The organism is Actinomadura opuntiae (genome assembly GCF_030283205.1).
GTDB lineage: Bacteria > Actinomycetota > Actinomycetes > Streptosporangiales > Streptosporangiaceae > Spirillospora.
The window spans coordinates 253,495-280,090 of sequence record NZ_JASNWF010000006.1 but is presented as its reverse complement, the minus strand read 5'-3'; the positions used below and the strand labels follow the sequence as shown (position 1 = coordinate 280,090).

General features: G+C 73.5%; 21 protein-coding genes. 5 read left to right on the top strand and 16 right to left on the bottom strand.

The window, feature by feature from the left end:
• Positions 1-184: 184 nt before the first annotated feature.
• Positions 185-1,831 carry a transposase gene (locus QP089_RS15095; protein ID WP_285912211.1) on the top strand — a complete coding sequence of 549 codons (1,647 nt, stop codon included), beginning with the start codon at positions 185-187 and terminating at the stop codon, positions 1,829-1,831.
• A gap of 6 nt (positions 1,832-1,837) precedes the next feature.
• On the opposite strand, the gene QP089_RS15090 is transcribed toward QP089_RS15095, so the two are convergent.
• From QP089_RS15090 to QP089_RS15030, 13 genes are all read right to left on the bottom strand, one after another.
• A complete protein-coding gene (locus tag QP089_RS15090) occupies positions 1,838-2,572 on the bottom strand; it encodes a DUF742 domain-containing protein (RefSeq protein ID WP_285912210.1) in 735 nt (244 codons plus the stop codon).
• 6 nt (positions 2,573-2,578) lie between these two features.
• Positions 2,579-2,998 carry a roadblock/LC7 domain-containing protein gene (locus QP089_RS15085; protein ID WP_285912209.1) on the bottom strand — a complete coding sequence of 140 codons (420 nt, stop codon included), beginning with the start codon at positions 2,996-2,998 and terminating at the stop codon, positions 2,579-2,581.
• The gene (locus tag QP089_RS15080) at positions 2,995-5,721 is read right to left on the bottom strand and encodes a sensor histidine kinase (protein ID WP_285912208.1); all 2,727 of its coding nucleotides are present in this window, start codon (positions 5,719-5,721) and stop codon (positions 2,995-2,997) included. The genes QP089_RS15085 and QP089_RS15080 overlap by 4 nt, the downstream gene beginning before the upstream one ends.
• A 102-nt stretch (positions 5,722-5,823) precedes the next feature.
• Positions 5,824-6,171, bottom strand: a complete 348-nt coding sequence (locus tag QP089_RS15075) for a hypothetical protein (protein WP_285912207.1) — start codon at positions 6,169-6,171, stop codon at positions 5,824-5,826.
• A gap of 105 nt (positions 6,172-6,276) precedes the next feature.
• Entirely contained in the window at positions 6,277-6,786 is a 510-nt protein-coding gene (locus tag QP089_RS15070) for an ATP-binding protein (RefSeq protein WP_285912206.1), read from the bottom strand.
• Between the two features lie 204 nt (positions 6,787-6,990).
• Complete coding sequence (locus QP089_RS15065) at positions 6,991-7,572, bottom strand: PadR family transcriptional regulator (protein WP_285912205.1); 582 nt, start codon at positions 7,570-7,572, stop codon at positions 6,991-6,993.
• A gap of 59 nt (positions 7,573-7,631) precedes the next feature.
• Entirely contained in the window at positions 7,632-9,473 is a 1,842-nt protein-coding gene (locus QP089_RS15060; RefSeq protein ID WP_285912204.1) for a fatty acyl-AMP ligase, read from the bottom strand.
• Between the two features lie 5 nt (positions 9,474-9,478).
• Positions 9,479-11,227, bottom strand: coding sequence for an acyl-CoA dehydrogenase family protein (locus tag QP089_RS15055; protein ID WP_285912203.1), 1,749 nt, complete (start codon positions 11,225-11,227; stop codon positions 9,479-9,481).
• Positions 11,228-11,344: 117 nt separating this feature from the next.
• Positions 11,345-11,734 (bottom strand): nuclear transport factor 2 family protein, encoded by a 390-nt coding sequence (locus QP089_RS15050; protein ID WP_285912202.1) that lies wholly within the window; start codon positions 11,732-11,734, stop codon positions 11,345-11,347.
• A 14-nt stretch (positions 11,735-11,748) separates the two neighbouring features.
• The gene (locus tag QP089_RS15045) at positions 11,749-12,597 is read right to left on the bottom strand and encodes an SGNH/GDSL hydrolase family protein (RefSeq protein WP_285912201.1); all 849 of its coding nucleotides are present in this window, start codon (positions 12,595-12,597) and stop codon (positions 11,749-11,751) included.
• A 38-nt stretch (positions 12,598-12,635) separates the two neighbouring features.
• Positions 12,636-13,259, bottom strand: coding sequence for an SGNH/GDSL hydrolase family protein (locus QP089_RS15040; protein WP_285912200.1), 624 nt, complete (start codon positions 13,257-13,259; stop codon positions 12,636-12,638).
• On the bottom strand, positions 13,259-13,477 hold the full coding sequence (locus tag QP089_RS15035; RefSeq protein WP_285912199.1) for an acyl carrier protein: 219 nt from the start codon (positions 13,475-13,477) through the stop codon (positions 13,259-13,261). The genes QP089_RS15040 and QP089_RS15035 overlap by 1 nt, the downstream gene beginning before the upstream one ends.
• Positions 13,478-13,906: 429 nt before the next feature.
• On the bottom strand, positions 13,907-14,938 hold the full coding sequence (locus QP089_RS15030) for a sulfotransferase family protein (protein ID WP_285912198.1): 1,032 nt from the start codon (positions 14,936-14,938) through the stop codon (positions 13,907-13,909).
• A gap of 490 nt (positions 14,939-15,428) precedes the next feature.
• Between QP089_RS15030 and QP089_RS15025 the strand changes: the two genes are divergently transcribed.
• The 3 genes from QP089_RS15025 to QP089_RS15015 all read left to right on the top strand — a co-directional run bounded on the left by QP089_RS15025 (position 15,429) and on the right by QP089_RS15015 (position 23,179).
• On the top strand, positions 15,429-16,205 hold the full coding sequence (locus tag QP089_RS15025) for a hypothetical protein (RefSeq protein WP_285912197.1): 777 nt from the start codon (positions 15,429-15,431) through the stop codon (positions 16,203-16,205).
• Between the two features lie 49 nt (positions 16,206-16,254).
• Complete coding sequence (locus QP089_RS15020) at positions 16,255-18,276, top strand: flotillin family protein (RefSeq protein ID WP_285912196.1); 2,022 nt, start codon at positions 16,255-16,257, stop codon at positions 18,274-18,276.
• A gap of 94 nt (positions 18,277-18,370) precedes the next feature.
• Entirely contained in the window at positions 18,371-23,179 is a 4,809-nt protein-coding gene (locus QP089_RS15015) for a DNA repair ATPase (RefSeq protein WP_285912195.1), read from the top strand.
• Positions 23,180-23,245: 66 nt separating this feature from the next.
• Here the strand turns inward: QP089_RS15015 and QP089_RS15010 are convergent, their stop codons facing one another.
• From QP089_RS15010 to QP089_RS15000, 3 genes are read right to left on the bottom strand one after another with little or no spacing between them, the layout of a single operon-like run.
• Positions 23,246-23,407, bottom strand: coding sequence for a hypothetical protein (locus QP089_RS15010; RefSeq protein WP_285912194.1), 162 nt, complete (start codon positions 23,405-23,407; stop codon positions 23,246-23,248).
• Positions 23,408-23,412: 5 nt separating this feature from the next.
• Positions 23,413-24,291: a hypothetical protein gene (locus QP089_RS15005; protein WP_285912193.1), complete on the bottom strand. Its 879-nt coding sequence runs from the start codon at positions 24,289-24,291 to the stop codon at positions 23,413-23,415.
• Positions 24,279-25,151, bottom strand: coding sequence for a DUF6084 family protein (locus QP089_RS15000; RefSeq protein WP_285912192.1), 873 nt, complete (start codon positions 25,149-25,151; stop codon positions 24,279-24,281). The genes QP089_RS15005 and QP089_RS15000 overlap by 13 nt, the downstream gene beginning before the upstream one ends.
• 398 nt (positions 25,152-25,549) lie before the next feature.
• Here QP089_RS15000 and QP089_RS14995 point away from each other — a divergent pair, with 398 nt between their 5' ends.
• The gene (locus QP089_RS14995; RefSeq protein ID WP_285912191.1) at positions 25,550-26,590 is read left to right on the top strand and encodes an aldo/keto reductase; all 1,041 of its coding nucleotides are present in this window, start codon (positions 25,550-25,552) and stop codon (positions 26,588-26,590) included.
• The last annotated feature ends 6 nt before the right edge of the window (positions 26,591-26,596 follow it).

The window sequence follows — 26,596 nt, the reverse complement described above, 5'->3', positions numbered from 1 at the left end:
GATGTTCACGATGGTGTTGACGTGCATTTCTGGAGTGGGCGGGAGCACCGGGGCGGGCCGAGGAGACCATGCCGCCGGCGGGCGACAAGTGGTGCCGAGGTCCCGGGTGCCGTTGTGCTGCTAGGGGTGCATGGTCAGGCCACATCGATTGCACGTTCGAATCGAGTGACTTAAAGTATCCGTCATGTTGCGGTCGGTTTCCGAGAGGGGGGCGTCTTTCACGCCGCCGTTCGTGGTGGCCGGGCCGACGGGCGTGGCGGTCCGCGACCGCCTCAAGGACCTGACGGCCGAGGACGAGCGGGTGCTGCGGCTGGCCGGAGCGCACCTGGGGTCGCTGGCCGGACGCGACCTGAAGGCTCGCTGCACCGATGGCCTGGATCACGACGCCGATCGCTGGGCGGCGCGCAAGCGGGCCTTGTCGGCCTCGTCGTCGGCGCGGTGGGCAGGGAGCATCACCAGGGCCACGCATGATCAGTGGGCGCTGGCGCGGCGGGGAAGACTCGCGCATCTGCGGTCCATGGAGGCCGGGGTCCGCACGATCGAACATCGGCTGTCCCAGCCGATCGGCCAGAAGGGCACCCGCCGGGAACCGGGCGGCTACCGCTCCAAGCGCGAATGGTTCGCCAAATCGCGCCGCCTTGCCGTGCTGAAGGAGCGGCTCGCCGCCGAGCGGGCCGACTGGGACGCCGGGCGCGTGCACGTGGTCCGGGGCGGGCGCCGACTCCTCAACAATCGCCATCATCTGGCGGAAGCCGGGCTGACCGCACAGGAATGGCGGCAACGGTGGGAGGCCGCTCGATGGTTCCTGCACGCCGATGGCGAGTCGGGCAAGCGGTACGGAAACCAGACCATCCGCGTCACCCCCAATGGAGAGGTGTCGGTACGACTTCCGACCCCGCTGGCGCACCTGGCCAACGCACCTCATGGCCGGTACGTCCTGGCGGCCCACGTGACCTTCCAGCACCGGGGCACCGAGTGGACAGACCGCATCGAGACCGACCGCGCAGTCGCCTATCGCATCCACCTGGACGTCGACCGGGACCGCTGGTATCTGACCGCTTCCTGGCAACGCGCCGCCGTCCCGGTCGTGCCCTTGGAGGGCGCACTGGCGCACGGCGTCATCGGGGTCGACACCAACGCCGACCACTTCGCCGCTTGGCAGCTCGACCGGCATGGCAACCCGGTTGGCGCCCCCAGGCGGTTCGGCTACGACCTGTCCGGGTCGGCTCCCCACCGCGACGCCCAGGTCCGGCACGCCATCACCGGCCTGTTGCGCTGGGCCGCGTCCTGCGGCGTCGCCGCGATCGGCGTCGAGGACCTGGACTTCAGTGCCGACAAGACTCGGGAACGGCACGGCCGCCGCAAGAAGTTCCGGCAGCTGATCTCCGGGATGCCGACCGGAAAGCTGAAGGCCCGGCTGGTGGCGATGGCCGCCGAGGCGGGCGTGGCGATCGTGGCCGTGGACCCCGCCTACACCTCCAAGTGGGGCTCGCAGCATTGGCGTGAGCCGATGAGCACCCCGCACCGCAAGGTCTCCCGGCACGATGCGGCGAGCATCGCCGTCGGGCGGCGCGCCTTGGGGCATCCGATCCGGCGACGGACGACACCGCCCCCACACGACCAGAGCGATCGTGCGGGGCATCGGACCGTTCAGGCCGGGCCGGGTGACCCACGGCGTGAGGGACCCCGCCTCCCCGCCACGGAACGCGCACACGATGCACGGCCTCCGACGCGGACGAGCAGAACGCGGGCGACCAGCGCGTCCAACACCGTTCGGGACGCGTGCAGTATCGGGATTCGAGTACACAACTCACTCCTGGACACTGTCTAGGAACGGTCAGAGCGCGCGGAGTTCATCGAGCACCCTCCTGAGCAGGTTCGGGTCGTTGTGCGGCTGGACGGACGGGGTGGCGGGGGCCCAGCGCTGCACGCTCACCAGACCCGAGTCGACCAGGTCGCCGGCCAGCACCCGGATCACGCCGAACGGCAGGTCCAGGTCGGAGGCCAGGTCGGCCAGGGCGTGCGGGCGGCGGCACAGCGCGAGCAGCCGCCGCTGGTGCCGCGACAGCCGGCCGGGCTCGGCGGGCGGCCGGCCGGTCGCGACGAGGATCGCCACGATGTCGAGCGGCTCGCCGCGCGGCCGGGTCCGGCCGCGGGTCACCGCGTAGGGGCGGACGATGGGGCCGGCGGCGTCGTCGATCCACCGCTCCGACCCCGGGGCACCGGAGGCGCCCTGAACACCGGAACCGCCCGGCACGCCGGAAGTACCCGGAGCGCCGGAAGCCCCGGGCAGAACGGGATATCCGGGATCGCCGGGCATCTCGGAGGAGCCCGGCACACCCGGGGCGCCCGGCGTCCCCGAGGCGTTCGGCATGCCCGGGTAGCCGGAACCGCCCGGCATGCCGGAGGCGTCCGGACGGGCCGGGTAGCCGGAACCGCCGGTGGCACCGGGATCGCCGGAGACGCGGAAACCGCCGGAGGCGGCGGGACCGCCGGGTCCCGGGGGCCCGCCGGTCCCGGGCAGGCCGGGACCGGCGGTTCCCCGGGGGGCGCCGGGTGCGCTGGGGGTCATTGCGGCTCACCCGGATCCGGGCCCCGGGCCCGGCTGTCTCAGGCCGGTGGACAGCTGCTTGCCGACCCGTTTGACCAGCATCGTCATCTCGTAGGCGACCAGCCCGGCGTTCGCGCCGACCTCGCTGAGCAGCGCCAGGCAGCTGTTGGCGCCGGCCGGGACGACGAAGAACAGCCCCTGGTCCATCTCGACCATCGTCTGCCGGACCTCGCCGGAGTCCAGCTGCGGCCGGGCGCCGATCGCCAGGCTGTGGAACCCGGCGGCGAGCGCCGCGAGGTACTCCGCGTCCTCCCGGCCGACGCCCCGGGACATGCCCATCACCAGGCCGTCCCGCGACAGCACGACGACCCTGCGGACCTGGGGGACCCGGTCGACCAGATCGTCCAGCAGCCAGTTCAGCTCGTTGGTGACTCCCTGCCGGCTCATGTCCGCTCCCTGCTGTCGGGTCCTTCGTCCTCGCCCCGGCCCCGCAGCCACCCCGACTGGAGGGCGGCGAACAGGTCGCGGGACGCCTCCGCCGACCGCTCCTCCCAGGCGACGAGCGCGTCGTCGGGGTAGGGCGTCGCCGTTCGCGGGGTCGCCCGCGGGTCGGTGTCGCGCAGTTGCGGCGCCAGGTTGCCGCCGCGGACGCGGCGCGGCAGCGGGGCCCGCCCGCCGCCCGCGGGCACCTCGCCGAACGACGCGGGCGCCTCGAACGCCTGCGTGTCGACGGGGCGCGCGCCGAGCACCGGCGTCGGCGAGCCCGGTGTCTCCAGGCGCCAGGCCTCCTGGAACGGCTGCGTCGCGTCCGGGGCCGGCGCCGTGCCGTAGGACGGCGGCGCGTCGTACGGCGGCGTCTCGTAGCGAGGCGGCGTCTCGTACGGCGGCGGGTCCTCGTACACCGTCCGCGGCACGAACTCCGGCGCGTCGTCGGCCGGGGCGTTGAACGCCACCGGGCCGTCGTACGGTTCCGGGGCGTCCGGCGCCATCGGTTCGGGCGGCGCCTCGACGTCGAAGGGGGTCGGCGCGTTCAGCATCGCGGTGCCGTTCGCGGGCGCGCTCCCCTGCCAGGGGCGCAGCGTCCCGTTGGCCGCACCGTTGGCCGCACCGTTCGCCGCGCCGTTCGCGGCGGCCGGACGCGCGGCGGGCGCCTCGTCGTCGTCATCGGAGCCGTCGGCGTCGACGATCAGCTCGCGCGGGATCAGCACGACCGCGCTGACCCCCCCGTACAGCGACGGCTGCAGCGCCACCTTGATGCCGTGCCGGTGGGCGAGCCGCCCGACGACGAACAGCCCGAGCCGGTCGGTGACGGCCAGGTCGAACTCCGGCGGCTGCGACAGCCGCAGGTTCAGCGCGTCGAGCTCGGACTGGTCGAGGCCGATGCCGCGGTCGATGATGTCGACCGCGAACCCGTTGGCGCCCATCTCGCCGCGCACCAGCACCTCGGTCGGCGCCGGCGAGAACACCGTGGCGTTCTCGATCAGCTCGGCGAGCAGGTGCACGATGTCGGCGACGGCCTCGCCGATCACCGCGGCCCGCCCGGACATCACCACGACCTCGACGCGGGTGTAGTCCTCCACCTCCGAGATCGCCGAGCGCAGCACGTCCTCGACGTGCACGGGCCTGCTCCAGCCGCGGCCCGGCGACGTCCCGGACAGGATGACCAGGCCCTCGGCGTGCCGGCGCATGCGGGTGGTGAGGTGGTCGAGCCGGAACAGGTCCTCCAGCGCCTTCGGGTCGGAGGCGCCGCGCTCCATCTCGTCGAGCATCCGCAGCTGCCGGTGCAGCAGCGACTGGCTGCGCCAGGCGACGTTGAGGAACACCCGGCTGATGCCCTGCCGCAGGTAGGACTCGCGGACGGCGGTCTCGATCGCGGTGTGCTGGACGCGGGTGAAGGCGTCGCCGACCCGGGAGACCTCCCGGCTCTTGCCGATGACCAGCGGCGGCGCCTCGGCCTCCACGTCCACCTCCTCGCCGCGCCGCAGCCGGGCCACCACGCGGGGCAGCCGGTGCTCGGCGAGGTCGAGGGCGGCGCGCTGCAGCCCGCGCAGCTCTCGGGAGAGGCTGCGCGCGGCCAGCAGCGACAGCACGATGGACGCCACGACCGCGAGCAGGCCGAACCCGCCCGCGACGACCAGCCGCGTGATGATGCGGTTGCCGATCGGCTTGGCCATGTCGTCCAGGGCCAGGCTCGCCTGGGTGACCTTCTGGTCCCACGCCTGCCCGAGCAGCTGCGTGGTGGCCGTCCAGTCGCCCGCCTCGGCGGGCAGCCGGTCGCCGCGCGCGTTCACGATCGCCGACTCGGCCGCGCGGTACCGCTGGAAACCGGCGGACTCGGCGAGTTTCTGCAGCGGCGCCCGGATGCTCGCGTTGAGGTCGGCGAGCCCGGCGTCGAAGGCCTGCCGCCCCTGCGCCGCGAACTGGACGAACGCGACGTGCTCGGCAGGGGTGAAGCGGCCGCCGCGCGCCATCGCGGAGATGACGAGCGAGTCCTCCTTGAGCATGGACGCGCGCGCGTTGCCGAGGCTGATCAGCGCGCGGCCCTGGGTGAGGATGTTGACGTCGTCGACCGCGACGAAGCCGTTGAAGACGGCGACGAGGTCGTCGAGGACGGTGCTGTAGGAGTTGATGAGGTCGAGCGGCTCGGTGCGGCCGGCGTCGACCCTGGCGCGCAGCTGCGGCAGCTTCTCCAGCTCCCGGAGGGCGGCGGTGAGCCGCTGCCTGGTCTCGGGTTTGGCGGCGTCCTGCGCGTCCTTGGACAGCGCCGACTTCTTGAAGGCGGCCTCCAGCCCGTCCACGCGGGCGCGCTGCCGGTCGAGCTTCTGCTGGTACTGGGGCTGCCGGGTGACCAGCGCGGCGACGCTCAGGGAACGTTCCGCCTGGAGCTGGCTCACCAGCGTGATGCCGGGCAGCCCGATCTTCTCGTAGGTGGTGGAGAAGTCGTACTTGTCGAACGCGTCGCCCAGCGTGATGTTCGCGGCGAACGCCCACAGGGCTATCAGGGAGACCAGCGGGACGAGCAGCAGCGCGGTGATGCGCATGCGGATCGGCCGCCGTCTCCTTCTGCCGGCGCCTCCCGCGCCGGCGTGCTCTCCGGCGAAGCGGTCTGCGCCGGTCTCGTCCCGGGCCGGGGCCGCGTGCGGGGCCGTCGGCCGGCCTTCGGTGTCCATCGGATCACCCACTCGTCGGGGTCGGGCCTGGTCTCGGCCCGGTGCAGGGTTCGTCGAACTCGGGTCGGTGCGGGCGGGCCGCGCCCGGCCGGGGCGGGCCGGTCACGGCCGCGCCTCGTCCAGCGCGGCGCGGGCGACCAGGCCGCGCAGCCGGCCGGTGATCATCGCCACCGCCTCGGCGTGCCCGCGCGCCGCCTTCTCCCGCGTGCTGTAGCGCCCGACGTCGGCGTGCATCGACAGGTCGGACACGATCGTCTGCCAGAGCAGGGGCCGCCCGTTCGCCGCGAACCCGAGGTCGATCACGGTGAACCAGGTGGACACGACCACCACGACTCCGCCGACGCGGATGACGTCCTGGGCGAGCAGCCTCGCCCGCACGTCCAGCAGGAGCCGCTGGGCCTCGTCCGACGTGGCGCGCGTCCCATCCGCCCGGTAGTACTCCACGGACATGGCAATCCCCATCGCCGCCGGTGCAGGCGTCCGGCGCCGTCGCGCGGCGTCCCGCCGCGGGGGCGGGGCGGAACCGCACGGCGCCGCGAGGTGAGCGGGTGCTCGTCAGTGCGGGTGCCGCTCGTCGTGCGGCCAGCCGGGCAGCTCGCACCAGACCGTCTTGCCGGACGCGGCGAGGTCGGTGCCGTGCCGCTCGGCGAGGGCGGCGACCAGGAACCAGGCCCGTCCGGTCTGCTCCATCAGGTCGACGGGTGCGGGGTGCGGGAGGGCGGCGCCGCGGTCGTGGACCTCGATCCGCAGCCGGGCGCCGGCCCGCAGCAGCCGCAGGCCCAGCAGCGCGTCCGGTCCGCCGGCCTGCCGGACGGCTCCGGTGACCAGCTCGGAGACCAGGACCTCGGCGTCGTCGCGGAGCGCGGCGCCGGCCGAGGCCAGGACGGCGCGGCCGAACGCGCGGGCCCGCGGGACCGACGCCCGCTCGGCGGGCAGCGTCAGCTCGCCGAGCAGGACGGGGTCCGGCCCGTCCATCGTGGTGAGGCCGTGCGCGTGGGAGGGGACGGGGTGGTGGGGGGTGGCCAGGGTGCTAGGCAACTCGATGGTGCGGTGTTCGCCCGACATGTGGAACGCCTCCTTGACTAAGGCGTGGCGGCCCGTCCCGGCCCGGCCTTGACACCCGGCCGGGGAGGTCGCTGGGGGTGAATGCCCGTGTCGCCGTCCGGGCTCCCCGGAGGGGGGACCCGCGCCTCCCGGCCCGCGGGGGCGGGACGGGGGCGTACGGCGGCACGGCGTGCGAAGGGGCGGGGGCCGCGCGGCCGGAGCCGGTCATGGCGCCTCGCTCCCTTCGGCGTGAGCGCCCGCCCGGGCGCGCAGCAGCCGGGCGGTGCTCGTGAACCACTCGTGGTGCTCCTGCTCGAACCGGCGGCCCCGCAGGCAGGTCAGATAGGGGCCGATCGGCGTGGCGCTGCGCAGGAACGTCTGCTCGTCCAGGTCGCCGCGCAGGCGTTCGAGCGTGCGCTCGAACAGCTCGACCTTCGCGGCGGACATGCGGGCGCGCTCCTCCAGCTGCGCGATCACCGCCTCCGCCGAGATGTGGTCGACGGCCTGCACCATGACCAGGATGTTCTCGCGGATGGTCCCGGGCTTGGCGGGCGTGGTGGCGAAGCGCTCCAGCTCCTCCACGCCGGCCCGGGTGACGGTGTAGACGCGCTTGTTGGGTCGGTCCCGCTGGATGACCTGCCGTCCGCTGATCAGGCCCGCGGTCTCCAACCTCGACAGCTCCGAGTAGAGCTGCTGCGGAACGGCATGCCAGAAGTTGGAGACCGACAAATCAAAGATCTTGGCCAGCTGGTAGCCGCTGTACTCGCCGTCGAGCAACGCCGCCAGGACCGCGTGACGCAACGCCATCGGACTTCTCTCCCTGCTTGACTCAGGGTGATGCCCGACGTTATCAGACAACGACATGATTAGTCATGCTTTTGACTATGCTGAGTATGGACGAATTTCGCGGCGCCCGGTTCGAGGTCGGCGCCGAGCACCGCGACCTCGCCGTCCAGCAGCGCCTGCCGGGTCGGCCCGCGCCGCAGCTTGCCGCTGGTCGTGCGCCGGACGGTGCCGCGCCCGGTGAGCACCACGCTGAGCGCGGGCAGCTCGTGCGCGCGGGCGACGGCGGCCTTGATGCGCCCCGCCAGCTCGTCCGGCGGCGTCCCGGCCGCGGCCCTGGTGCTGATCTCCTGGACGAGGACGACCTGCTCCCGGCCGTCGGCGGTCGTCGTGCCGTCGAGCACGAACGCGGCGCCGATCAGCGCGGCCGGGTGCGCCGCCTGCGCGGTCTCCTCGATGTCGTGGGCGTGGATGTTGCGCCCGTTGACGATGATCAGGTCCTTGCTGCGGCCGGTGACGAACAGCTCGCCGCCGTCCACGAACCCGAGGTCGCCGGTGCGCAGGAAGGGGCCGTCGCCCTCGGCGGTGTACGCCTCGAACGTCACGCGCGTCTCGGCGGGGCTCTGCCAGTAGCCCGCGGCGACGCTGCCGCCGCGGACCCAGATCTCGCCCGCGCGCCCGTCCGGCAGCGCCCGCAGGCTCTCGGGGTCGACGACGCGGACGTCCAGGGTGACCGGGCGGCCGCTGCTCACCAGCCGCCGCACCGCCCCCTCACCGTCTCTCTCAGCCTCGTGCCGGACCTCGTCGGCGTCCGCCGGCACGGCCCCGTCCGCCGGGACGGCCCGGTCGCGGGACAGGGCGGCGGCGTCGAAGTCGCGGATCACCGGGCCCGTGCCGTACGGCGCGGCGCTGATGAGCAGTGTCGCCTCCGCCATGCCGTAGCACGGCATCCACATCCACGGTTCGAACCCGGCGGGCGCGAACCGCTCGTTCCAGCGCTCCAGCGTCGCCGCGCGGACGGGTTCGGCGCCGTTCTTGACCGTCCGCAGCGACGACAGGTCCAGCGTCTCCAGCTGCCGGTCGGTGACGCGGCGCAGCGCCAGCTCGTACCCGAAGTTGGGCGCGACGGTGATCGTCGCGCGGTGCCGGGTGATCAGCTCCAGCCACAGCACGGGCCGCTTGATGAACGTGATCGGTGAGGTCAGCACGTAGCGCATGCCGAGGTACAGCGGCTCCAGGAACTGGCCGACCAGCCCCATGTCGTGGAAGTGCGGCACCCAGCCGACGCCGATCGTCTCCGGCGACCCGTGGATGCGCCGCCTGATCTCCTCGGCGTTGTAGAGCAGGTTCCCGTGGTTCACCATCACGCCCTTCGGCTCGCTCGTCGAGCCGGAGGTGTACTGCAGGAAGGCGAGCGTGTCCGGGCCGGACTCCGGCATCGTCCACGCGCCGGGGTCCTCGCCCTCGCCGGCCTCGGTGTCGAGGCACTGCACCTTCCCGGCGAGGCCGGCCTCCTTCAGCCAGCCCTCGATCGCCTCCAGGTGAGCGCCGTCGGTGAGGATCCAGCCGATGTCGGCGTCGCCGATGATCCGGCGGGTGCGGTCGAAGCGCCCGGCGTCCAGGACCGGAAGCGGCGCCGGGACGGCCACGACCCGCGCGTACAGGCAGCCGACGAACGCCGCGATGAACTCCAGGCCCTCCGGATACAGCAGCAGGACGGCCCGGTCCCGCAGCCCGCGCTCCTCCAGCCGCACGGCCAGCGCCCTGGCCCGCCGGTCCAGCTCGGCGAAACCGAGCACGTCCTCCTTGTACGAGCGTCCCGGACCGGCGTCCTCGGTGACGAAGGTGAAGGACCGCCGGTCCCCGTGCGTCGCCGCGTTCTCCCGGAACACCGAGACGAAGTCGGTGTGCGTCCTCGCATCCATACGCCTCACGCGTCCTCGGCCAGCGACGGCAGGGTGAACCAGCGGCGTTCGCCGGAGTCGCGGAACACCGCCTCCTCGAACGCCGGAAGGAACTCCTCCGACAGGACGGTGTCGGGATGGACGCGTTGCAGCAGCCGTTGCAGGCACAGCACGAGCCACTGCCCGTCGGCGAACGCGCCGCCGAACTCGCGGTGGTTGTGCAGCCACGTGAGCATGCACGACGACATCGCGTGCAGCTCGCAGTACCGGCGCGCCCGCATCAGCGCCGCGACCGAGGTGGTGTCGCCCTCGTTCGCGCGGACGCCCTCGTCGACCTTGGCGCGCAGCGCGCCGATGCCCGACATCAGATCCTTCAGCTCCGCCGCGACGCCGGGCGCCGCGTGCGCGTTCGCCGCCGCCAGCACCTCCTCGGCGATCGCCTCGAACCGCTGCCCGACCTCGTCGCGGCCCTCGTTGGTGAGCTGGAGGCGCCGCCCGTCCGGCTCCCAGGTCGGCGGGGTCCGCGTCCAGGAGAACACCTCGGCCAGCAGCTCGTCCTCGCCGCCGGTCTCCTCCGGCGGGCGGGCCAGGAACGGCAGCTGGGCCGCGACGTTGGCGAGGTTGACGTGCGTGGTCCCCTCGAAGACGCTCGCGATCGCGTGGTCGCGCTGGAGCTTCTGGAACACCCCGTGCGCGACGCCCTCGCGCAGGTAGCCGCGCGCCGCCAGGACCGTTCCCATGCTCGCGACGACCTCCTCGCCCTGCACCGGGACGAAGTACTTCACCATCGACGACCACAGGCTCAGCCGGCCGGGCGCGACCGTCAGGGCGCGCGCCACCGGGACCGCGAAGCATTCGGCGATCAGCAGGTCCAGGTGCGCCTTGAGGAGATGGTCGCGGATCACCGGTATGCGGTAGATGTCGGCGCCGTAGAGGGTGCGGCGGTGCGCGTACTCCGTCGCGATCCGCACCACCGCGTCCATCGTCCCGACCGACAGCGCCGCGATGGCGGTCCGGGTGATCTGCAGGGTCTTCAACGTCTGGACGAGCCCGGCTCCGCGTCGGCCGATCACGCAGTCCGCCGGCAGCCGCGCCCCATCGAACGCCACGCCGCTGAGGTCGTGGCCGCGCAGCCCGACCGTCCGCACCGGCGGCAGCGTCGACCAGGTGCCGGGATCGAGGGCCTTCTTGTCGACCAGCAGCAGCGAGAAGTCCCGCGTGCCGGTCTTGGCATAGGTGGTGACGAACCGGCCGCGGGTCGCGTTGCCGACCGGCCATTTCGTCCCGGTCAGCACCAGCTCGTCGCCCTTGCTCACCGCCTCGGACTCGCTCGCCATCACGTCGCTGCCGTGGTCGGCCTCCGACACCCCGAAGCAGGCGAGGTCGCCGTTCAGCACGCCGTCGGCGACCGTCCGGCGCTGCCGCTCGCTCCCCCACAGCCACACCGGGTTCACCGCCAGCAGCCCCGACCCGTACATCACCGCGACCGTGACGCTGCGCCGCGAGATGCCCCGGGTGACGAAGAACAGCTCCTCCAGCGTCGCCAGGCGCCCGCCCAGCCCGGCCGGCACCAGATATTTCGGGAAACCCCAGGCCCGCACCGCGTCGACCGCGCCGGCCGGCAGCTCGTCGCGCTCCTCGGCCTCGACGATCGCCTTGTAGGAGAACGGCCCGGCCTCGTCGTCCATGGGATCGCCGAGAAAACCGTCCAGATCGGCTGCGATGCCGTGCGCCGGCGACAGGCCGGCGCGTGCGGGGACCATTCCGCTGTCCATCTTCCACTCCCTTTGGCTGGACGTATCGCGGGGCCGCGCACCCTCACCGGCGCGCGGCCCCGCCGGGTCAGTGCCGCCCGCTCCGGGGGGCGGCCCCCCGCACCCCCCGGACCGGGCTCATGGCGTCGCCCCCTGCTCCTCCATCCGCCGGCCGACCACGCGGGCGAGGGTCATCGCCGCTGGCAGCGGGCGGACCATCACCGTCAGCCCGGTCACCAGCCCGGACTCCCCGAACGTGAGCAGGTCCAGGCCCTGCACCGCCTTGCCCGCCACCCGCGCGCTGAAGATCAGCGCCTGCGCCCCTTCGGGACTGGCGAGCTCGTGGGTGTAGCGGAAGTCCTCGAAGACCTCCAGCAGCACGCCCAGCAGCGCGGCGACCGTGTCACGGCCCTGGTAGGGCTTCACCATCACCGGGCTGAGGAACTCGATGCCGGGGTCCAGGGCCCGCGTGATCGCGCCGAGGTCCTGGGCCTCCACCGCCGCTCGGAACGTTCCGGGGACCGTCACCTTCGCCGCTCCCTTCACCGTGCGGACCTTCGTCGTACCGGCATTTCGCGGTTCGCCCTCCACGGCCCTGCGGTCCCCGGCGTTCCGCCGTCCCCGCCGCCCCGCGCGGGAACGGCCGCACGGGCGAGGTCGTTCGCCCAGGCGCGGTAGCCGGCGGCGGACGGGTGGAAGCCGTCGGCGGCGAACAGCGCGCGGTCATCGGCCAGCGCCTCGTCCATGGGGACGTGGACGGCCCCGGCGGCGTGCGCCGCCTCCCGCGTGACCCGGTCCATCCTGCGGGCGCGGGCGCCGAGGACCGTGCGCAGCGGACGCGGCAGCGCCGGGAACCGGTGCACCGGCGGCATCCCCGCGACCAGCACGGACGCGTCCCCGAACCCGCCGCGCAGCACGGCGACGAGGTCGGCGACGTCGTCCGCCCAGCGGTCGAGGGCGCGGCGCCGGATCAGGTCGTTGATCCCCACGGTGGCCACCACCAGGTCGGCGTGCCCGTGCCCGCCCGCGCGGCCGCGGGCGAGCCGGGCGACCCGGCGCGCGGTCGCGCCGTTCTCCCCGGCGACCGTCCAGGTCACGGCGCACCGCAGCCGCGCCGCCAGCGCCTCGGCGAGGAAGCCGGGCAGCGCCCGGGCGTGCTCGGCGGCGCCGACGCCGACGGCGGTGGACTCCCCGACCACCACCAGCCGGTAGGCCGGGGCCGCGCCGTGCCGGGGACCGGGCACCAGGCCGCGCTCGGCGCCGGACGCGGGGTCCAGCCGGGGCGTGCGGCGCACGGTCCGCCACGCCTGGACGGCCAGCACCGGCGCGAGCGGCACCAGTGCCAGCGACTGCGGGACATGGGCGGGCGATAATGGTCTCTTCATCGTCATCCCGACTCTTCGACTGCCCCCGAGACTGGCCTGGATCCTCAGCTCGCGCGCTCGCCGAGCAGGCCGGCGGCGAGGTGCCCCATCACCTCCGCGACATAATCGTGCCCGGCCGGGCTCAGGTGGATTCCGTCGGCGCTCCACATCGCGGGGTCGGCAATTTTCGTCACCGTTTCCGGTGCCGGGTACGCCATTCCGAACTCGCGCGCGGCACGCTCGAGCTCGGCATTGAAGAGGTCAATGCGCTGAAGCACGCGTTTCTTACGGAACTGCGAGATCAGGGACCGGTCGAGCAGCGGCGGGCGGGGCACCGGAATCGCCAGCGCGACCGCGCCGGCGCCGCGCGCCCAGCCGTACACCTCGTCCAGCCGGGCGCCGGCCGCGGCCCGCTCGAACCCGTTCAGCGCGTCGTTCATGCCGCAGCCGAGCATCACCAGCCGGGGCCGCGCGGCGCGGACGGCGGGCAGCTGGTCGCGGACCACGTCCTCGATGGTGGCGCCCGCGTCGGAGACGTTCAGCACGTCGCCTGGGGGCACCCCGAGGCGGCGGGCGAGCCGGCCGGCCCAGCCGAGCCAGCCGCCCGCGGGGCCGGGGTCGTCCCGGCCCTCGGCCACGCTGTCGCCGAGCACCACCATGGCGGCGCCCGCGGCCGGCGGGCCGGCCATCACGCGACGAGGTCGAGGAGGTAGTCGGTGAGGTCGGCGACCGTCTCGCGGCGCCGCGCCTCGGCCACGTCCACCTCGACCTGCAGGTGGTCCTCGATGTCGCTGATGATGCTGATGGCGTACACCGAATCGACGCCGTAGCGGGCGAGTTCCACCGCCGGGTCGATGTTTTCCGCCGGCCTGTCGAGGTAGAAGGCGATCCGGTCAAGAAGCCACATCTGGAGTTCGTCGTGGGAAATTGTCTGCGATCCGCTCACCGCACTCCCCTTTTTTCTCAGAGGATCTTGTGGACCAAACCCCGATGGTGCTCCGAACTTGAGCACATGGCACGGTACATGCATATGTACGACCTGTCACATGCGGTGCTGTGAACTATCGGACACGAGCATGTCACTTTTCCGTAAATTAAGTCAGCGACCCGGTAAAACGGATCCTTGGTACTCATGGGTAACAAGTTCCGTAACGGGCCCATGACACGAGGGGCGTGCCGGCGCCGTCACGGCCGCCCCACGGGGCCGCCCGTCCCCCGCGCGCCGACCCGCGGCACGCCACCTGCGCCGTTCCCCACGACCGCGCGCCCGCCACGGAACCGCCCGCGCGCCCGTCCCGGCACGTTCCATGAGAATTTCGGACAACCGCCCTAACGATCACCGATCGGGCGAGATGGGAAGGATCTTCTCTTCGTTCGCCGGACCGGTCAACAAGCAACCGACCGGGTTGGGCTCGCTCCGGCGCTCGATCCGCTCGCGGACCGCCAGCGCGCGCCGCCTGCGCCAGCGGTGCGCCGCCGTCCGCCGGAACCGCGCCAGGTGCGCCGCCTCCGGGCGCGCCCGCCCGGACAGCGCGTACCCGTGCCGCTGGAGCCGGGCCGCGAGGACGTGCTCGACCAGGTCGGCCTCCCACGCCTGCATCCGCTCCGTCCACGCGCCGACGCTCCGGTCGTTGACGGCCTCGTGCGTCCGCAGGTGCCACCTGCGCTCGGGCGGGACCGTCCGGCGCGCGTGGTGGTGCGGTTCGGCCATCGCCTCGTCGTACTCCTCCCCGAGAAACCCGCAGAGCGCGGCCAGCACCCGCTCCGGGTCGTCGACGAGGTCCTCGTAGCGCATCTCGTGGAAGGTGCCGGGGCCGAGCCGCCGCGCGAGCCGGCTCCCGGTGTCGACCGCCTCCCGCCAGGTCAGCGCGGCCGAGTGGACGTCCCCGTCGTACCAGGGCATCCGGGCGAGCGAGCTGACCGCGTCGCGCCCGTCCCGGACCAGGTGGACGAACTGCGCGTCCGGGAACATCCGCAGCAGCACCGGCACCCTGCGGAAGTAGCTCGGCCGCTTGTCGCCCCACCGCGGCCTGCCGTGCTCGCGCGCGTAGCGGCGGAACACGGCCGCCAGCGCGGACCCGAGCGTCGGCGGGCCCTGCACGATGTCGTCGACCACCGCGCCGGCGTCCAGCCCGAGGACGTCGAACTTCGTCCCGTCGCCGGTGGTGATCCACTCGCCGAGGGCCCGCCGGTTCGCCGCCCGCCGCAGGTCGCCGAAGCCGTGCCGCCGCGCGTAGGCGACGTGCACGAACCTGGTCTCGGACGGCACCGCCAGGCGCCGGTGCGAGTGCAGCATCTGCTGCAGCAGGGTCGTGCCGGAGCGGGGGCAGCCGAGGACGAACACCGGCCGGTGGGACTGCGTGGTCATGGCGGGTGAAAGTACGGCCGCCACCTGAATCCACCCTCAGCCGGAGCTCACCGTTCGCTGAAAGTGTCCGGCCGGTCGCCATGCGCGATGGACACATCATTACATACGCGTCCGGGCCCGGCGTCTCAACAAAAGACTTCCATGCCCCCGGAAACTGCGGTAAAGTAGCCCCCGGTGTGCCGGGAAGTCTGGTCGGCGAGACAGGATAGGTCTCCGATCAGGAGGGTCATATGACTCCCCGGCACTTTTCTATGGCACCGCCTCCGGCGCCGCGACGATCGCCGCGCCGCACCCCGCCTCCTGCCCTCAGCGGCTCCCGGCTCCGCGCCGGCCTGACCGCCGCGACCTGGGCGGACTCCTTCCCGGACACATGACGGGCCGCATTCGGCGAGCCCGCCGAATGCGGAAGCGCATTTCCTTTCCTGACCGGTGACCGCATTCGGGCGGGCCGGGCCGTTAATGACGCCTCCAGGCGGGAGCGTGCACGCGAATGGATGAATTCGTCGACACCGCACTCGGCTTCCCGACGGCGCTTTTCAGCTTCTCTCTGGTGGTGGTCGCCGCGTACTGGACGCTCGTCCTGCTCGGCGGCCTGGGGCACTTCCACGCCGGCACCGATGGCCATACGGGGGCCGGTGCCGGCGCGGGAGGCCACGTTCACGGCGGCGGCCATTTCCATGGCGGCGGGCATGCGGGCGGGCACGAGGGCGTGGGCTTCCACGACGGCGGCCACGGCGCCGCCCACGGGGACGGGGCGTCCCATGAGGACGGCCACGGGTCCGGCGGTCCGCTGGCCGCGATCGGGCTGGGCGGCGTGCCCGCCACCATCACGCTGTCGCTGCTGATCGCCCTGGCCTGGTTCGCGAGCCTGGCCGGGTCGGTGCTGGTCGGCGGCGGCACCCCGGCTCCGCCGCTCGCGCTCGCCGTGCTGGCCGCGGCGCTCGCGGCGGCCTGGCTCGGGACGCGGCTGGCCGTCGTCCCGCTGCGCCGGGTGTTCCGCGAGGAGCCGGCGGCGTCGCTGCGCGACTTCGTCGGCCGCACCTGCGTCGTCCGCACCGGCCGGGTCGGCGTGGACTTCGGCCAGGCCGAGGTCACCGCCGACGACGGGTCGTCCGCCATCGTGCAGGTCCGCCGGCACGTGATGGACGTCCCGCCGGGCGGTGCCGGGGTGCCGGCGCTCGCCGCCGGCAGCACCGCCCTCATCTTCGACTTCGATCCGGACGGCCAGTTCTTCTGGGTCACGCCGTACGACGGCCCGGCCCTCTGACCTCCCTCTCCCCCGCATCCCACATCCCCCCGACCAGACAGGGATCCCGATGGACGCCATCACGATCGGAGCGGGCGTGCTGATCGCGCTCGCGCTCCTCATCGCGCTCGGCACGACCCTGATGATGACCCGGCTGTTCCGCAAGGTCGACCAGGGCAGCGCGCTGATCATCTCCAAGCTGAAGAAGGTCGACGTCACCTTCACCGGCGCCGTCGTGCTGCCCGTCCTGCACAAGGCCGAGCTGATGGACATCTCGGTGAAGACGATCGAGATCGAGCGGACCGGCCGGGACGGGCTGATCTGCCGGGACAACATCCGCGCCGACATCCGCATCACGTTCTTCGTCCGGGTCAACAAGACCGTCGAGGACGTGATCAAGGTGGCGCAGGCAATCGGCACCGACCGCGCGAGCCACCAGGACACGCTGCAGGCGCTGTTCGCGGCGAAGTTCTCCGAGGCGCTCAAGACCGTCGGCAAGCACCTGGACTTCACCGACCTGTACACCCGCCGGCACGAGTTCCGCGACCACATCATCGAGCTCATCGGCACCGACCTGAACGGCTACAGCCTGGAGGACGCGGCGATCGACTACCTGGAGCAGACGCCGCTGCTGTCGCTGGACGGGTCCAACATCCTGGACGCGCAGGGCATCCGGAAGATCACCGAGCTGACCGCGATCGAGCACGTCCGCACCAACGAGTACACCCGCAACGAGGAGAAGGAGATCACCCGGCAGAACGTCGAGGCGCGCGAGGCGATCCTGGAGCTGGAGCGCCGCCAGGCGGACGCGGAGCTGCGGCAGCGGCGCGAGATCGAGACCGTCCGGGCGCGGGAGCAGGCGGAGACCGAGCGGGTGCAGGCCGAGGAGCGGCTGCGCGCGCGGACCGCGGACATCCGCACCGACGAGCAGCTCGGCGTGCAGCAGGAGAACCGCAACCGCGAGGTCGCGGTGGCGGAGAAGAACAAGGAACGGGTCATCGCGGTCGAGAACGAGCGGATCGAGAAGGACCGGATGCTGGAGGTCATCGCCCGCGAGCGCGAGACGGAGCTGACCCGGATCGCGGCGAACAAGGAGATCGAGGCGGAGAAGCGGGCGATCGCCGACGTGGTGCGCGAGCGCATCGCGGTCGAGCGGACCGTCGCCGAGCAGGAGGAGGCCATCAAGCGGGTGCGGGTGGTGGAGGAGGCCGAGCGCACCCGGCAGGCGGTGATCATCCAGGCCGAGGCGGAGGCGCAGGAGAGCCTGGTCAAGGACATCAAGGCGGCGGAGGCGGCGGAGGCCGCGGCCCAGCACCGCGCCCGCGAGCAGCTGACGATGGCCGAGTCGCGGCGGCAGGCGTCCGAGCTGGACGCGCAGGCGAAGGTCCGGCTGGCCGAGGGGATCCGCGCGGAGGCCGCGGCGGAGGGCCTCGCGCAGGTCGAGGTCCGGGAGCGGGACGCGGCGGCGATCGAGAAGGTCGGCCGCGCGGAGGCGGCGGTCGCCGAGCGGAAGGCCCTCGCCGAGGCGGCGCGGATCCGGGAGGCGCTGAAGGCCGAGGCGGAGGGGCTGACCGACAAGGCGGCGGCGATGGCGGCGCTGGACGACGCGACGCGCCAGCACGAGGAGTACCGGCTGCGGTTGCAGGCGGAGAAGGACATCCGGCTCGCCGGGATCCAGGTGCAGCGGGACGTCGCGGAGGCGCAGGCGGCGGTGCTCGCGGCTGGGCTGGAGAAGGCCGACATCGACATCGTCGGCGGCGACAGCGTGTTCTTCGACAAGCTCGTCGGGTCGGTCGCGCTCGGCAAGAGTGTGGACGGGTTCGTGGAGAACTCGCAGGTCGCGCGGGCGCTGGGCGGTCCGTGGCTGGACGGGACCGGCTCGTTCGCCGGCGACCTGACGCGGATCCTGGAGTCGGCGGGCGGCGGAGGCGTCGGGGACCTGACGATCGCGGCGCTGCTGACGCGGCTAGCCTCGTCCGGCGGCCCGAACGCGCCCGCGCTCAGCGACCTGCTGGACGCCGCCGAACGCCTCGGCGTCGCCAACGCCCCCCTCACCGCCGCCAACGGCACCCCCCTCACCCCGGCGACCTGACGTCGACTTGCGGCGTGTCGTCGTTATGCGGCGTCGCATAACGACGACACGCCGCAAGTGAACGGGTGTTCATGATGGAGAGCGGAGGGGACGCGTGAGCGGGCTCGACCAGGGGACGTACGAGGTGCTGCGGGCGCGGCTCGCGGAGCGGGCGGCGGAGACGGCGCGGCGGGCCGAGGCGCTGAACGCCCGCCGGCTGGAGGTGTTCGGCGGCGCGGAGCTGCGGCTGACCGGCACCGAGCAGGTCCGGACGGAACGCGCGGGCGTGCCCCGCGACGTGGTCGCAATCGGCAGGGTGCTGCTGCTCGGCTGCGACACGCCCGCCGCCGTGGGCGAGACCGCGGTCGAGGACGTGTTCTCGCTGCACCGGTTCGAGGACGGCGGCGGATTCGCTCCGGCGGGCCCGGACGCGGTGCCGGGGCTGCTGGACGACCCGCACTTCCGCCGCGACTTCGCCGACACGGTCCGCTACTACCGGCAGGCGCGGCTGCTCCAGCTCCGGCGGGTGGACGGGCGGCTCCTCGCGGTGTTCCAGACCGGCCCGCAGGTGTCGGACGTGCGCGTCCTGCGCTGGCGGACGGCACCGGACGGCACCGTCGCCTACGAGGACAACCAGGGCGAACGCGACCACGCGTTCCCGCCCGCGCACGACGTCGAGTGGATCGGGACGACCCGCGACGACCACGTCCGGGGCCCGCACCCGCACATCTCGATCGAGGGCGAGGTGTTCGTCGGGACGGTCGGCGGGGCGCTGACCGTCAAGATCGAGAACGACACGGGTACCGGCGACGGCGTGTTCCGCGAGCCGGTGGACGAGCCGCTGCAGGCCCTCGCGGACGCCGACGTCCGGTACGCGCGGGTCGGCGCGCTGATCCTGCTGCGGATCCGCCCGTACAACGAGCCGGCGTGGCGGCATCTGGTGTTCAACGTCCGGACGAAGGAGGTCGTGCGGCTCGACGGGATCGCGCAGGCGTGCCGGCGGCTGCCCGACGACCACGGGATCGTCTTTCCTGGCGGCTACTGCCTGGACACGGGCGTGGTGAAGACGTTCGACACCGACGTCTCCGGGCTGGAGTACGAGCGGGTCGTCCGGTCCCCCAACGGCGAGGACGTCCTGTACGTGTTCCATTCGCGGGCGGACGGGCGGTCGCTGCTGCTGCCGTACAACGTGATCCGCAAGCGGGTCGCGGCACCGATCACCTGCCACGGGTACGCGCTGTTCGACGACGGGGCGCTGGTGGTGCTGCGGGCGCTGCCGGCCGAGCCGGTCCGGGCGCATCCGGCGCAGGTGTGGGCGACGCCGTTCGCGTCGGAGGAGCACGCCGCCGCGCAGCCGGTCGGGACGGGCCCGCTGGAGCGGGTCGGCAACGCCGACCTGGTCCGGGGCATCTCCGAGTGCCTGTCGATCACCCGGATGGCGGACGAGATGTCGCCGTCCGCGCGGGTGTTCGAGGCGCTGATCGCGGCGTGCACGCGGACGGCCGACCTGTTCCACTGGCTGGCCGACGAGGAGCTGGGCGACCTGGCCGCACCGCTCGCGGAGGTCCGCGCGACGGCCGGGCAGGTGCTGGAGGAGTACGCGAAGGTCCGCGCGCTCACCGAGCAGGCGGCGGCCGCGCTGGACGAGGCCGCCGGGCAGGTCGCGGCGCTGGTCCGGCGGGTGAACGGCGAGGCGCCCGCGACGGCGGACGGCTGGATCGCGCAGCTCGCCGGGATGCGCCGCGCGCTGGGGCGTCTCGAAACGCTCCGCGACCTGCGGTATGTCGACACCGGCCGCATCGACGAGCTGTCGGCGACGGTCGAGACGGAGCTGCGCGGCCTCGGCGAGCGGTCCGTCCGGTTCCTCCAGGGCGAGGACGCGTTCACCGGCTACCACGCGGAGGTCGAGCGCATCACCGAGGCCGCCGCCGCCATCGCCACGGCCGCCGACGCGGTGCCGCTCGCCGAGCTGATCGACGCGCAGAACGAGGGCCTGGAGGTCGTCACCGAGGTCGTCGGGGACCTCGACATCACCGACGCCACCGCCCGCACCGCGATCCTGGAGCGGGTCGGCGAGGTCCTCGGCGGGCTCAACCGGGCCCGCGCCGTCCTGGACAACCGGCGCCGCGACCTGCTGGAACACGAGGGCCGCGCCGCGTTCGCCGCCGAGCTCGCGCTGCTCGACCAGGCGGTCGCGGGCGCGGTGGCGGGCGCGTCCACGCCGGAGCGCTGCGACGAGCAGCTCGGCCGCCTGCTGCTCCGCCTGGAGACGCTGCAGGCGCGCTTCGCCGAGCTGGAGGAGTTCGTCTCCGAGCTGGAGACCAAGCGCACCGAGCTGCACGAGGCGTTCTCGTCCCGGCGGCAGGCGCTGCTGGACGAGCGGACGCGCCGCGCGGCGCGGCTCGCTGAGTCCGCCGATCGGATCGTCACCGGGGTGCGGCGGCGGGCCGCGACGCTCGCCTCGCCCGACGAGGTCAACGCCTACTTCGCGACCGACGCGATGGTGGCGCGGCTCCGCGCGATCGCCGGCGAGCTGCGCGACCTCGGCGACGACGTCCGCGCCGAGGAGCTGGACGGGCGGGTGAAGGCGGCCCGGCAGGAGGCGGCGCGGGCGCTGCGCGACCGGCTCGACCTGTACGGCGACGGCGGCGCGACGATCCGGCTCGGCCGGCACCGGTTCGCGGTGAACACCCGCCCGATCGAGCTGACGCTCGTCCCGCACGACGGCGGGATCGCGTTCACGATCACCGGGACCGGCTACCGCGCGCCCGTCCGCGACGAGGCGTTCGCCGCGACCCGCGAGCTGTGGAGCCAGACCCTCGTCTCGGAGACGCCGGAGACGTACCGCGCCGAGTACCTCGCCGCGTCGATCCTCGCGTCCCGCCCGGTCGCCGAGCTGCGGGACGCCGACCTGCTGCGGGTGGTGCGGGAGGCGGCGGCCGACCGCTACGACGAGGGCTACGAGCGGGGCGTCCACGACCACGACGCCGCCCGCATCCTGGACGTGCTGCTGCGCCTGTACGCCGACGCGGGGCTGCTGCGCTACCCGTCCGCCGCGCGCGCCGCCGCACAGTTGTTCTGGACGCACGGCCCCGACGCGTCCGCCCGCGCCGCCTGGACGACCCGCGCCCGCTCCCTGGTCCGGGCCCGCCGGGCCTTCGGCCGCACGGACGCGCCGGCCGGCCTGATCGCCGAGCTGGCCGCGTCCGTCGCGGACTTCGCGGCGCGCACCGGCCTGCCCGCCCCGGACGCCCACCAGGCCGCCGAGTACCTGGTCGAGGAGCTGACCACCGCGCCGGACGGGTTCGTCACCAGCACCGGCGCCCGCGAGCTGCTGAAGTCGTTCGGCCCGCACCTGCCCGGCCTGGAGGAGGACCTGCGCGCCCTCGGCGGCGACCTCGCCGCACGCCACCAGCTCGCCGAGACCTGGCTCGGCTCCCACCTGGCCGCCGCTCCGGACGCCGACCCGGACGACCTGCCCGAGGCCGTCGCGACCCTGCTCTGCCCGTCGGCCCGCTACGACTCGCCCGCCGCGCTGACCGCCCCCGTCGACGACCTGCTCGGCGCCCATCCCCGCATCACCGGCCGCCGCCTGGACCTGCGCCTGGACGAGTTCCTCGCCCGCACCCACCGCTTCCGAACCGAGCGCGTCCCCGCGTTCCGCGCCTACCAGCGCAGGCGCAACGACCTCATCGCGGCGGAGTCCCGGCGTCTCGGCCTGGCCGGCCTCAAGCCGCGGACGATGAGCGCGTTCGTCCGCAACCGCCTCGTCGACGAGGTGTACCTCCCGCTCATCGGCGACAACCTCGCCAAGCAGCTCGGCGCGACCGGCGACGGCAGGCGCACCGACCAGATGGGCCTGCTCCTGCTGATCTCGCCGCCCGGCTATGGCAAGACCACCCTGATGGAGTACGTCGCCGACCGCCTGGGCCTCGCCCTGGTCAAGATCGACGGCCCGGCGCTCGGGCACGAGGTCACGTCCCTCGACCCGGCGAAGGCGCCCGACGCCACCGCCGCCCGCGAGGTCGAGAAGATCAACTTCGCGCTGGAGATGGGCGACAACGTCCTGCTCTACCTGGACGACGTGCAGCACACCTCGCCGGAGTTCCTGCAGAGGTTCATTCCGCTCTGCGACGCCCAGCGCCGGATCGAGGGCGCCGCACGCGCGTACGACCTGCGCGGCAAGCGCTTCGCGGTCTGCATGGCCGGCAACCCCTACACCGAGTCGGGCCGACGCTTCCAGATCCCCGACATGCTCGCCAACCGCGCCGACGTGTGGAACCTCGGCGACGTCCTGTCCGGCAAGGACGGGCTGTTCGCGCTCAGCTACGTCGAAAATGCGCTGACGTCCAACCCGGTGCTCGCCCCGCTCGCCGGCCGCGACCGCGGCGACGTCGAGCTGCTCGTCCGGCTGGCGTCCGGCGACCGGGGCGTCCGCCCGGACCGCCTCGCCCACCCCTACTCGCAGGCGGAGCTCGACCAGGTCCTGTCCGTGATGGCCAAGCTCCGGCACGTCCAGCGGGTCGTGCTGGCGGTGAACCGCGCCTACATCGCCTCCGCCGCGCAGGACGACGCGTCCCGCACCGAGCCGCCGTTCCGCCTCCAGGGCTCCTACCGCGACATGAACCGGCTCGCCGAACGCATCCTGCCGGTGATGAACGCCGACGAACTCGAGACCCTCATCGACGACCACTACCGGGCCGAAGCGCAAACCCTCACCACCGGCGCCGAGGCCAACCTGCTGAAACTCGCCGAACTCCGCGGCGCCCTCACCCCCGAGCAGCAGGCCCGCTGGACGCAGATCAAGGCCGCTTACGTCCGCGACCGGACCCTCGCCGCCCACCGGGACGACCCGTCCGTGGGCGCTCTCCTCCACATGGCCGACCAGCTCACCGCAATAGAGAAGACCCTCCGCCCCCGCTGACGCGGCGCCGGGGCTCAGGGACGGAGAAAGGCGCGCCCGGGATTCGGGCGCGCCTTTCTCCTGGAGTCAGTCCTGGTCGGACCTGGTGCGGCGCATCAGCGCCGGCATCTGCTTGATCAGGATGGCGGCCATGGCGGCCGCCAGCATCCCGACCATCATCCGGGCCGCCATCGCCCGCATGGCGCCCTGCCTGCGCATGCCCGCCCGCCGCATGTTCTGCTTCATCATCGTGTTCAACTCCTTCCCGTTCCGGTCGTGGCGCGGTCCGTGCCGCGCGGGTCGCCGGACGACAGCGCGGCCAGCAGCCGGTCGAGACCGGTGCCGCCGAACAGGTCGGCCGGAGTCTGCGGGGCCACCTGCGGCCAGTCGTACAGGACGATCGGCGCGGCGAGCACCGTGCCGTGGCCGCCCGGGGCGCCCGCCAGGACCGGCCAGAGGCCGTCGCTGCGGCAGGCCGCCGCGGCGTCCGCGAGGTGCCCGGGCGGGTCGGACGGCGAGACGAACGCGCCGCCGGACGCGTCCGCGACGAGGTGCGCGCAGAGCATCGCCGCGGCCATCGCCTCCTCGCGGTCGGCCGCGGTGCCGGTGTTGACGACCACGGCGCGCAGCCGGACCGCTCCGGGTCCGACCTGCTCGGCCGACAGCACGACGGTCCCGGACACCCGCTCCCAGGTGCGGGCGATCCACGCCGTGCCCTCGATCGGCTCCTCGGCGAGGCCCGCGGCGATCGCGACGGGCACGCGGACGGGCGAGCGCAGCAGCCGCGCCACGTCCAGCCGGCCGCTGGTGATCTCCTGTTCGCGGGCCTCCGGCCGGGTCCGGTGCACGCCGGTCCCGGTGCGCAGTTCCTGCACCGGGGCGTCGCCGTCCATCACCTGGCGGTGCACCGCGTGCAGGAAGCGCAGCTTGAACTCCACGCTCGCGTCCGGCTCGGTCTCCATGAGGAATTCCGCGGACACCGTCCAGCGGTCGCCGGACCGTTCCGCCGCGCCCTTCGGATGGACGCCGCCGATCGTCCAGCGCTGCCGTTGCCGCACCGCCGACGCCCGGTAGGGCCAGAGCAGATGGCCTTCGTAGAGGACGGTCTCGGCGATCGCCCTCACGGGGTCCATGGCCCGCTCTCCTCCGGACGCATGGCCATCTCCGTGCTCAGCGCCACGTCGCGCAGGGCCGGGCCGGTGTCGTTCAGCGCGCTCAGCCGCGCGGGATCGTCCGGCTCGTCGGCGACGCCGTGCTGGGCCTCGGCGGCGCGCAGCAGCTCGTCGACGGTGTCGTCGAAGGAGGTGTGCGCGCGGCGCGCCCGGTAGGCGGCCAGGCGGTCGAAGCGGTCCTCGTCCAGGCGCAGCCACCGCACGGCGCCGTAGTAGCGGTCGACGAGGCTGCGCCACACGGCGACCGGAAGCTCGCCGGTCGCGCGATGCCGGCACGGGAGCTGCGCGGTGCGCAGCACGCCGTCCTCGCCCGGGTAGAAGACCGTCCCGTCGAAGGCCAGGTCGAGCGGGACCATGCCGCCGTTCAGGGCGCGCAGGTACTGGTCGGCGGTGGCCTGCATGTCGTGGCCGCAGGGCAGCGCGACGGTCAGCTCGGTCGCGCCGCGGAACGTCGGGACGGTGACGCCGATCCGCGCCCACGTCAGCCCGCCCGGCGCGGCGGCCGCGAGCGTGTCCGGCGGCGCGTCCGGCGGCGCGTCCGGCGGCGCGTCCGGCGGCGCGTCCGCGGGCGTGTCCGGGACGGCGGACGGGCCTATCACGCAGGCCAGCCGGGCGCGTTCGGCCGCGTCGTGGCGGCGGCGCGCCGTCGCGATCGTCACCGTCGTGGTGAGCAGGACGCACTGGACGGGCCCGCCGTCCGGGCGGCGCAGTCCGATGCGCAGGTTCAGCGTGGGCGCCGCCGCGAACGGCTCGGGCTCGATGCCGAGCAGTTCCAGCGCCAGTTCCGGGACCGCGTTCGTGCGGGCGCCGCGCGCGTTCACGCGGGCCCCGCGCCGCATTCGCCGGCTGTGGTCATGGCCTTCCCCCAGAGATCATCGACCAATCCGGCCTGCCCGCCGGGATTCCGCCGCAAACACCGCCGGAAAACCCCTCCCTGGCAATTCCATGATTGGGCAAAGCGGGCGGTCCACCAGCGAAGATCCGGGCAGTGCACCCCTTGCCGCCAAGCGCCCGCAACCGGCGGGAAAGCGCGCGAATGGGCCGCGGCACGGGTGCAATATAGGGGCGGTCGTCCGATATGCGAATGCCGGCGGCCCGGCCCGTGAGCGAAGATTTTCCGCAGTCATGCCGGACACGATCCGATGCCGCCCGCCGGCTTGACCTGGAGCGCGCTCCAGCACCTAGCGTGCTGCCCGTCAACTCTCAGAAGGAGACCGCATTGCAGTACCGGAAGCTCGGCCGTACCGGCGTCGAGGTCAGCACCCAGTGCCTCGGCGCGATGATGTTCGGCGCGGTCGGCAACCCCGACCACGACGACTCGGTGCGCGTCGTCCACCGCGCCCTGGACGCCGGGATCAACTTCGTCGACACCGCCGACATGTACTCCGCCGGGGAGAGCGAGGAGATCGTCGGCCGCGCGCTCAAGGGCCGCCGCGACGACGTCGTCCTGGCCACCAAGTTCTTCTTCCCGCTCGGTGACGAGCGCAATGCGCGCGGCGGGTCCCGCCGCTACGTCGTCCGGGCCGTCGAGGCCAGCCTGCGCCGCCTCGGCACCGACCACATCGACCTCTACCAGATGCACCGCCCCGACTGGGACACCGATCTGGAGGAGACCCTCGACGCCCTCACCGACCTCGTCCGGCAGGGCAAGGTCCGCTACATCGGCTCCTCGTCGTTCCCCGCGGACCAGATCGTCGAGGCGCAGTGGGCCGCCGAGCGCCGCGGCGGCGCCCGGTTCGTCTGCGAGCAGCCGCAGTACTCGATCTTCGCGCGGTCGATCGAGGAGACGATGCTGCCCGCCGCGCGGCGGCACGGCATGGGCGTCATCCCGTGGAGCCCGCTCGCCGGCGGCTGGCTGACCGGCAAGTACCGGCGCGACGAGGCGGCCCCCGCCGGCTCCCGCTTCGCGCCCAGGGACGACACGAACTGGAGGGGCCGCACCGTCGACACCGACCCGAGCGCGCCCGTCCGCTACGACGCCGTCGAGCGCCTCACCAAGATCGCCGACGAGGCGGGCCTGTCGCTCACCCACATGGCGCTGGCCTTCGTCGGCGAGCACCCGGCGATCACCTCGACCATCATCGGCCCGAAGACCATGGCCCAGCTGGACGACCTGCTCGCCGCCGCCGACGTCCGCCTCGACCCGGCCGTCCTGGACGCGATCGACGAGGTCGTCCCGCCCGGCACCGACATCGCCGGCATCAAGCACCTCACCGGCAACCCGTCCCTGAACCCCGAGAACCGCCGCCGCCCCCGCTGACCGCGA